9 protein-coding genes are annotated in these 7,426 nt (G+C 70.3%); 2 read left to right on the top strand and 7 right to left on the bottom strand.

What is annotated here, in order from left to right:
* Window positions 1-86: 86 nt before the first annotated feature.
* The 4 genes from VM306_RS26035 to VM306_RS26020 form a co-directional block, all read right to left on the bottom strand.
* Entirely contained in the window at window positions 87-530 is a 444-nt protein-coding gene (locus VM306_RS26035; RefSeq protein ID WP_325519643.1) for an SRPBCC family protein, read from the bottom strand.
* A gap of 21 nt (window positions 531-551) precedes the next feature.
* Window positions 552-965: a DUF4041 domain-containing protein gene (locus VM306_RS26030; RefSeq protein ID WP_325519641.1), complete on the bottom strand. Its 414-nt coding sequence runs from the start codon at window positions 963-965 to the stop codon at window positions 552-554.
* Window positions 966-1,027: 62 nt separating this feature from the next.
* Window positions 1,028-1,798, bottom strand: a complete 771-nt coding sequence (locus VM306_RS26025) for an LLM class flavin-dependent oxidoreductase (RefSeq protein WP_325519639.1) — start codon at window positions 1,796-1,798, stop codon at window positions 1,028-1,030.
* Between the two features lie 47 nt (window positions 1,799-1,845).
* Entirely contained in the window at window positions 1,846-2,316 is a 471-nt protein-coding gene (locus VM306_RS26020; protein WP_325519636.1) for a hypothetical protein, read from the bottom strand.
* Window positions 2,317-2,459: 143 nt separating this feature from the next.
* Here VM306_RS26020 and VM306_RS26015 point away from each other — a divergent pair, with 143 nt between their 5' ends.
* Complete coding sequence (locus tag VM306_RS26015) at window positions 2,460-3,011, top strand: NlpC/P60 family protein (protein ID WP_325519634.1); 552 nt, start codon at window positions 2,460-2,462, stop codon at window positions 3,009-3,011.
* Window positions 3,012-3,020: 9 nt separating this feature from the next.
* Here VM306_RS26015 and VM306_RS26010 read toward each other — a convergent pair whose 3' ends face one another.
* Window positions 3,021-5,849 (bottom strand): AfsR/SARP family transcriptional regulator, encoded by a 2,829-nt coding sequence (locus VM306_RS26010; protein ID WP_325519632.1) that lies wholly within the window; start codon window positions 5,847-5,849, stop codon window positions 3,021-3,023.
* Window positions 5,850-6,042: 193 nt separating this feature from the next.
* Window positions 6,043-6,576, bottom strand: a complete 534-nt coding sequence (mug, locus tag VM306_RS26005) for a G/U mismatch-specific DNA glycosylase (protein ID WP_414672455.1) — start codon at window positions 6,574-6,576, stop codon at window positions 6,043-6,045.
* Between the two features lie 51 nt (window positions 6,577-6,627).
* Here mug and VM306_RS26000 point away from each other — a divergent pair, with 51 nt between their 5' ends.
* Window positions 6,628-7,122: an HAD domain-containing protein gene (locus VM306_RS26000; protein ID WP_325519628.1), complete on the top strand. Its 495-nt coding sequence runs from the start codon at window positions 6,628-6,630 to the stop codon at window positions 7,120-7,122.
* On the opposite strand, the gene VM306_RS25995 is transcribed toward VM306_RS26000, so the two are convergent.
* A complete protein-coding gene (locus VM306_RS25995) occupies window positions 7,077-7,385 on the bottom strand; it encodes a hypothetical protein (RefSeq protein WP_325519626.1) in 309 nt (102 codons plus the stop codon). The genes VM306_RS26000 and VM306_RS25995 overlap by 46 nt on opposite strands.
* Between the last annotated feature and the right edge of the window lie 41 nt (window positions 7,386-7,426).

The raw sequence follows: 7,426 nt of genomic DNA, 5'->3' as shown, positions 1-7,426 counted from the left end.
CAGCGGCTGAACGCGCTGGCGAAGGGCCGCGCGTCCGGGTAGCGGCAGTGCCGTGGAGCCGCCGCGGCGGCTCCACGGCACTGCCGCTACCCGGACGCGCGGCCCTTCGCCAGCGCGTTCAGCCGCTGCAACGTCTCCCGGTTGCGCGGAGTCAGCAGCGCGTCCTGCACGACGTTCGGCATGAGCGTCGACGGACCCCGCACGACCCGCTCCGCCATGTGCACCTCCGTGAGCGACTCCGACCGCGCCGTCAGGGTGAACGTGATCCGCGCGGCACCCGCGGGCCACAGGCGCGCGTCCAGCTCCAGCAGGCGGTTCGGCTCGCACCGCACCACCTCGGTGACGTCCTCGATGGTGAACGGCCACGGGCCCACGCTGTGGTGGATCCGTACGCCCTGCTTGGGCCAGCCCGCGTCGACGTCGCGGATGTGCGAGGCGCCGACCACCCAGCCCGCGTAGGACCAGCCGTCGGCCAGCACGGCCCACACGGCGTCGATCGGAGCTTCTACTTCCAGGGAAACCTCAGCCACACCCCGGAGGTACCCGCTGTGTCAGGAGGCAATCCGGCGGGTGCGGCGGGTTTCGGCCCTGCGGCGCAGGTGGTCGGCGGTGAGCTCCAGCTCGGAGGCCCTCAGGGCCTGGTAGCGGGGTGCGATCCGGAGGGCGAACGTGCCGCTGAGCCGGTCGATCGCCGACGCCGCGCGGTCGAGCCGCCGGCGGGCCGCGTCCAGACCGCCGGCTCGCAGCATGCGCAGGCAGTTCTCGGCCTCGCCGTTGTACGAGCGGAGCATCAGCGCCGACCAGTCCTCGACGAGCCGCCGTCCGGTGGCGTCCGAGCCGTTCCAGGTGACCTGCCCGCCACCCTCGACCGCGGCACCGGCCTTGATCAGCGCCTTCATCTCGGCGTGGATCAGGTCGAGCCGCGCCCGGTGGTCCGCGGACTCGTCAGTGCGGTGGCGCAGCACGTCTACCTCCCCGAACAGCGGTAAAGGTCCATGCCCGTTCCATCGCAAGGAGGAATCCGCCGTTATCCAGCGTGCTGTGCACTCACTCCATCGAGTGATCCGACGAAACGAACGAACCCTTCCGGGTCCTCGCTCGCGGCGGACTGCTGCAGGATCACGCTGGTGGCGCCCGCCTCGGCCACCCGCGACACCAGGTCCGTGACGAACGCGCGGTCGCGCGAGTCGGTCTCCACGTAGACGACGAGGGGGTGCTCGCGCGACGCCCTGACGGCACGGACCCTGTCCAGGTCGGCCGACGCGTCGAGGATCGTGCCGTCGCCCGCCTCGCCGGCCAGGTCGAGCGTCTTCACGCCGAGCCCGCCCACGTAGATCGGCATCGGCGCGGCGGGCGGCCAGTCCAGCGCGACGCCGGTCAGCTTGACGTACCGGCCCTCCACCGTGACGCGCTCACCGGACAGCAGCGCCCTCAGCGCGTGGGTGTACTCGCGCAGCAACGTCAGCGGCGACGACACCCGCGCGCCGACCTGCCCCATCCAGTCCTGCACGCCGTGCCCGACGCCGATCGTGACGCGGCCGGGGAACAACCGGTCGAGCGTCGCGGCCTCCATCGCGGTCAGCGCGACGTTGCGCAGCGGCACCGGCAGCAGTCCCACGCCGACCTTCAGCCGGGACGTCCAGGCCAGGGCGGCCGATGCGGCGGCGATGCCGCTCTCCAGGAAGCAGTCCTCCCACAGCCACAACGAGTCCACTCCGGACTCCTCGGCGGCGAGGACGACGGAACGCAGGTTCTCTGGCGGGAGCTGGGGCCGGTAGACAGCGCCGAGTGTGGTCACCCGACAACTACTACCGGCCCCGCCCTGGGTTCAGCAACAGAGTGCGGTCAGCAACCGCAGCTGTGGTACGTGACGTCCCAGTGGTTCGACTCGAGGTAGTAGATGTTCCCCGCGTTCGACTTCCACTTGTTGCCGCCGATGGACGAGAACTTGCTCTTGACGTAGTTCGTGAGGCAGCTGTTCAGGCGGAAGTCCACCTTGTAGCCGTTCCAGTGCGAGTAGGTGCCCGACGCGTGGCCGGTCTCCGTGCCGCCGGTGATGGTCAGCGAACAGCCCGACGCGCTCTTGAGCGTCTTCGCGCCGGCGATGGTCGTCTGGTTGATCTGGTCGAACGAGGTGCAGTTCGACTGGTTGCGGTTGCTGCAGTTCCCGCTCGAGGCCCAGCTGATGCCGGCCGCGCTCAGCTGCGCGGTGGCCTGCGCGTGGGTGTACTTGGCCGGAGCCGCCGACGCGATCGACGCGCCCATCAGCAGAGCGGCGAACATCGCGATCACAGCTGCGACCGTGCGAACGAACATGTGCTCTCTCCTTATAGCCCGAAGCAAGGTGCCGAGAAGCTAGGGAGGGGCGGTAAAGGGACGCCTAAATCGGTCTTAGGCCGTTCTTTGGCGCCTCAGTGGACAGTTCCGGTCATCACCACTGCAAGTCGATCGGAGCAACAATGCGCATTCGCCACGCCGTCGCGGCGACCGCGATCTCCCTGGGGCTGCTGGGAGGTCTGAGCGGCATCGCCCAGGCCTCCCCTGAGGGCGCCGCCGAGCAGGAGGTCGGCGTCTCGCAGGTCCAGGCCGCGGCCGGGTACGGCGGCACGATCACCCGCACCGAGGTGATCAAGCGGGCCAAGGACTGGTGGACCCGCAAGGTCCCCTACAGCCAGTCCGCGTACGCCTGGGACATCAACAAGGGCAAGAAGTACCGCACGGACTGCTCGGGGTTCGTGTCCATGACGTGGAAGCTCACCACGAGCCGCAACACGCGCAACCTGGACGAGGTCGCCACCAAGATCTCCTGGGCGAACCTCAAGCCGGGCGACATGATCCTGCGCAACGGCCACGTGAAGCTGTTCGAGAAGTGGGCCAACTCCGCGAAGACGTCCGCGTGGATCTACGAAGAAGGCAGCACCTCGACCGACATGGACCACGAGACCGTGTCCGTCTCGTCGCTGAAGAGCGGTGGTTACGCGCCGTGGAAGTACAAGAAGATCAGCGGCTGAGCGGTCCGGTCAGCTGATGGCGAGGCCCCACTGGGCGTGCCACTGGCGCACCTCCCCCGACTCCCTGGTGCCCAGTCGCGCGAAGAGCCCGGCGGCCTCGTCCCAGCAGCGGTCCGCGCCTGCCACATCCCCCCGGCAGGCGTGGACCGCGCCCAGGTCGCGCAGCGTTCTGGCGCGCCACAGCGGAAGACCGAGGTCGTTCCAGGCCGCGATCGCCTCGGTCAGCACGACCCGAGCGCCGGCGTAGTCGCCCGCCACGAGCCGCCACTCCCCCAGCGTGCGGCGGACGAGCGCCTCGCCGAACCGGTCGTTCACGTCGCGGCAGCCGTCCATGGCCTGCCGCAGCAGCTCCTCCGCCGGGTCGAGCAAACCCTTGCGCAGCAACACCTTCGCCCACGCCTGGGCCGTGTAGCAGCCGAGCAGGTCGTCCCCGGTTCCCGTCACCATCTCGTGGGCGCGCCGGATGTGCTCCTCCGCGAGGTCCAACTCGCCGCGCGCGCGGTGCACGAGCCCGATCCCGCGGGCCGCCAGCGCCTCACCCCGTCTGCTCCTCGCCGCGCGGTAGCCGGCCTCCGCGGCCGCGAGCGTCTCGAAGGCGCCGTCGTCGTCGCCGAGTTCCCGTTTGATGGAGCCGATTCCGTAGAGGGCGTGCGCGACGCCTTCCGGGTCGTCCGACTCCAGCAGCTCGCGGGCCCTGCCCAGCGCTTCCAGCGCGCGCGGGTACTCACCGAGCTCCCGGCAGACCATGCCGATGCCGTTGATCGCGACGGCCTCGCCGTGCTTGTCGCCGATGTTCACGAACAACGTCCGCGCCGTCTCGAACCACGACCGCGCCTCGACCAGGTTGTCGCGCTTGTAGTGCATCTGCCCGAGGCTGCAGCGCAACACGGCTTCGAGCCTCAGGTCGCCCGTCTTCCACACGGCTTCCAACGCTGCTGTGTGTGTTCGTTCCCAGGCCTCGTAACGGTTTCTGAGGCCGAACCACGCGAACACCAGCACTTCCGCCAGCTGGGACGCGATCTCCGCGAGACCGAGCTCCGCGGCGCGTTCGACGAGCTTGACGAGCAGAGGCTCCTCGCGCGCGAACCAGGCGTCCTTGTCGGTCGGGCGCGCCGCCGCCGTGACGACGCCCAGGAAGTCCTGGAACCGCGGCACGGCGAGGAAGAGGTGCTCGGTGAGCCCATCCACAGTGGACAGAGCGGCGACGACGGCCCTGCGCACGACGTCTTCCCGTCGCGCCTGCGGGTCTTCGGCCTCGGCGAGCTCGCGGGCGTGCAACCGCACCAGCTCGTGCATCCGGTACCGGGCGCTGCCGATGACGTCGAGCAGCCGCGCGTCGACGAGCTGGTCGAGCGCGTCCTCGTCGAACAGGTGCGCCCACAGGAAGCTCGGCAGCTCCGGCATCCCGAGGAACCCGAAGACCCGGTAGGCGTCGCGGACGTTCTCGCCGAGTGCCCGGTAGGTCAGCTCCAGGCTCGACCGCACGGCGAGGTCGTCGGCGACCAGCTCGTCGAGCCTGCTGCGTTCGCTGGAGAGCCTCTTGAGGAGTTTGGACACCGGCCAGTGCGCCCGCCCGGCCAGCCGCGCGCCGGTGATCCGCACCGCGAGCGGCAGGTAGCCGCACAGCCGCGCGACCTCCCGCGCCTGGTCGGGCTCGTCGGACACCCTGTCGTCGCCCAGGATGCGCTTGAGCAGCGTGACGGCCTCGTCGCTGCTCAGCACGTCGAGCGGGATCCGGCGCACGCCTTCGAGCCCGCACAACCGGCTGCGGCTGGTGATCAGCGTCAGGCAGCCGGGACTGCCCGGCAGCAACGGCCTGACCTGCGACACGCTCGTGACGCCGTCCAGCACGATCACCACGCGCCGCCCGTTGACCGTCGCACGCCACAGCGCCGCGCGTTCCTCCGCGGACTCCGGGATCCGCCCGGTGGGCACGTCCATCGCGCGGAGCAGGGCGTCGAGCGCCCCGGACGGCGAGTGCAGGTCCACGAACAGCTGCCCGTCCGGGTACCGGTCGGCGAGCCGGTGCGCCGCGTGCACGGCCAGCGCCGACTTGCCGACGCCCGCCGGTCCCTCGATCCACCACACGCCACCGTCGCTGTCGAGCAGCCGGCCCAGCTCCGCGGCGCGCCCGGTGAAGTCGCCGGCGTCGCGCGGCAGGTAGTTGCGGCGGTTGTCCCGCGCGCCCTCCAGCACGTCACGGTAGAGCTGCTGGAGCTGCTCACCGGGCTCGACCCCGAGCTCGTCGACGAGCACCTTGCGCGTCTCCCGGAACACCCGCATGGCGTCCGCGCGCCGCCCTGCCCGCGCGAGCGCGGTCATGAGCTGGCCGCGCAGCCGTTCGGCCAGCGGGTACTCGGCGACGAAGATCCCGAGCCTCTCGACGATCTCCGCGTGCCGCCCGAGCGCGAGCTCGGCGTCGACCAGCGCCTCGGCGGCCGCGAGCCGCTGCACGTCGAGCGTCTGCGCGAACACCACCGGCGTGCCGCGCCACAGCGTGAGCGCCTCGGTGAGCGCCTCGGCCTTGACCTCGAGGTCCGCCTCGTCGCCGGCCCTGGACACGAGCTTGCGGAACAGGTGCAGGTCGACGTGGTCCGGCTCGGCGTTGAGCACGTACCCGGCCGCCCTGTGCTCGACCGGCAGACCGGCCCGGCGCAGGCTGGAGATGTGCACCTGCAGCGACTTGCGCGCCTGGGGAGGCGGCTCCTCACCCCAGATGAGGTCGATGAGCCGCTCGACCGGCACGATCTTCCCGCACTCGACCGCCAGCACGGCCAAGATCTGCGCGGGCTTCGGCGGCACCGAAGGCTCGACCGGCCCGAGAATCCTGATCTCCACTGCGTGCCCCCACCAGTGTTGAAGATTCACCATGTTTCGCGCGGCATTGCCAGATTTTGACGCAGGCCGGTACGGCCGAGTTCCACTTCCGGGTGAAGAGCACTCTAATGGACGCAGTTCTGGATACAACCAGACCAGAGAACTTTCGTCCGCTCGCACTTTCAGTGCGCATGAATGTGAAGTTTTGTCGCGCCTAGAGACTCGCTTTGAGCTTCGCGAACTCCTCCGCGAGAGCCGGCAGCTGGTAGTGCGCGTTCAACCCGCTCGGATTGGGCAACAACCACACCCGCGCCCCGCCCACGGTCTCGACCTGCGGCCCGACCTGCGCCTTCTTGCGCCCGAACGCCGCCCGGTACACCGTCACGCCGAGCACGGCGAGAACCCCCGGTGAATACCGCTCGACCTTTTCCGCGAGCTCGGCACCACCCTGAAGCAATTCGTCAATTGTCAACTCGTCGGCACGGGCACTGGGCCGCGCGGCAACGTTCGTGATGCCGAGCCCCAGTTCGAGCAGCTGCTCCTGCTCTCCCGGCGCGAACTGCCGCGGCGTGAAACCGGACAAATGAAGGGCGGGCCAGAACCGGTTCCCGGGCCGGGCGAAGTGGTGCCCGGTCGCCTCGGAGACGAGGCCGGGGTTGATGCCGCAGAAGAGCACGTCCAGTCCGGGCTTGATCACATCGGCAATCACGTGACCAAGCCTACGAGGTGCGCCTACCGTGCGCGGCATGGCGGACCTGTCGATGACGCGGACCACGCACGCGGACTGGGTGGCGGCGCGGTGAGGCCGATCCTGTTTCTGGACGTCGACGGCCCGCTGCTCCCCTTCGGCCACGGCGTCGCCGGCACGCCCGGCCTCGCGCGCCTCGACCCGAGGCACGGCCCGCGCCTGGCCGCGCTGCCGTGCGAGCTGATCTGGGCCACGACCTGGATGGACGAGGCGAACGACGAGATCGCGCCCCTGCTCGGCCTGCCGGAACTGCCGGTGGCCACCTGGCCTGACGACCCGGCGACCGAGGACGCCGACGCCCGCCGCGGCCTGCATTGGAAGACGCGCCGCCTGGTCGCGCTGGCGGGCGACAGGCCGTTCGCCTGGGTCGACGACGAGATCGGGGAGAAGGACCGCGCCTGGGTCGGGCGGCACCACTCCCGGGCGCTGCTGCACGCGGTCGATCCGCGCCTCGGGCTGACCGACGCCGACTACCTCGCCCTTGACGCCTGGCTCCGGCGTCAGGCGCCCGCCGGCACCCGCGGCCGGGGCGTCCACATCGTGTAGCCCGCGCGACGCGCGTCCTCCGGCGAGTGGAAGAACGCGTCGCCCTTCATGCGCTTGTAGTACGGCGACTCCGGGGTGTGGAACATCATCGTGCGCGAGTTCGCCTTGATCGCGGGCGCGGCGGCCGGATGCTCCTCCATGATCGACAGAGGCGCCGCGGGCGCCGGGGTCTCCCGCGTGCGCATGGTCAGCCAGGTCAGCACCACGCCGGCCAGGAAGGCTCCCGCGCACAGCAGGAACATCTGGAAGAAGAACCCGAACACCGAACAGCTCCTAGTCCGAAGTGAAGTCCTCGTCGACGCGC

The sequence above is a fragment of the Lentzea sp. genome, from assembly GCF_035525475.1.
Classification (GTDB): Bacteria; Actinomycetota; Actinomycetes; order Mycobacteriales; family Pseudonocardiaceae; genus Lentzea.
Note: the sequence above shows the minus strand (reverse complement) of the source record. Positions and strands in the feature narration are given on the sequence as shown.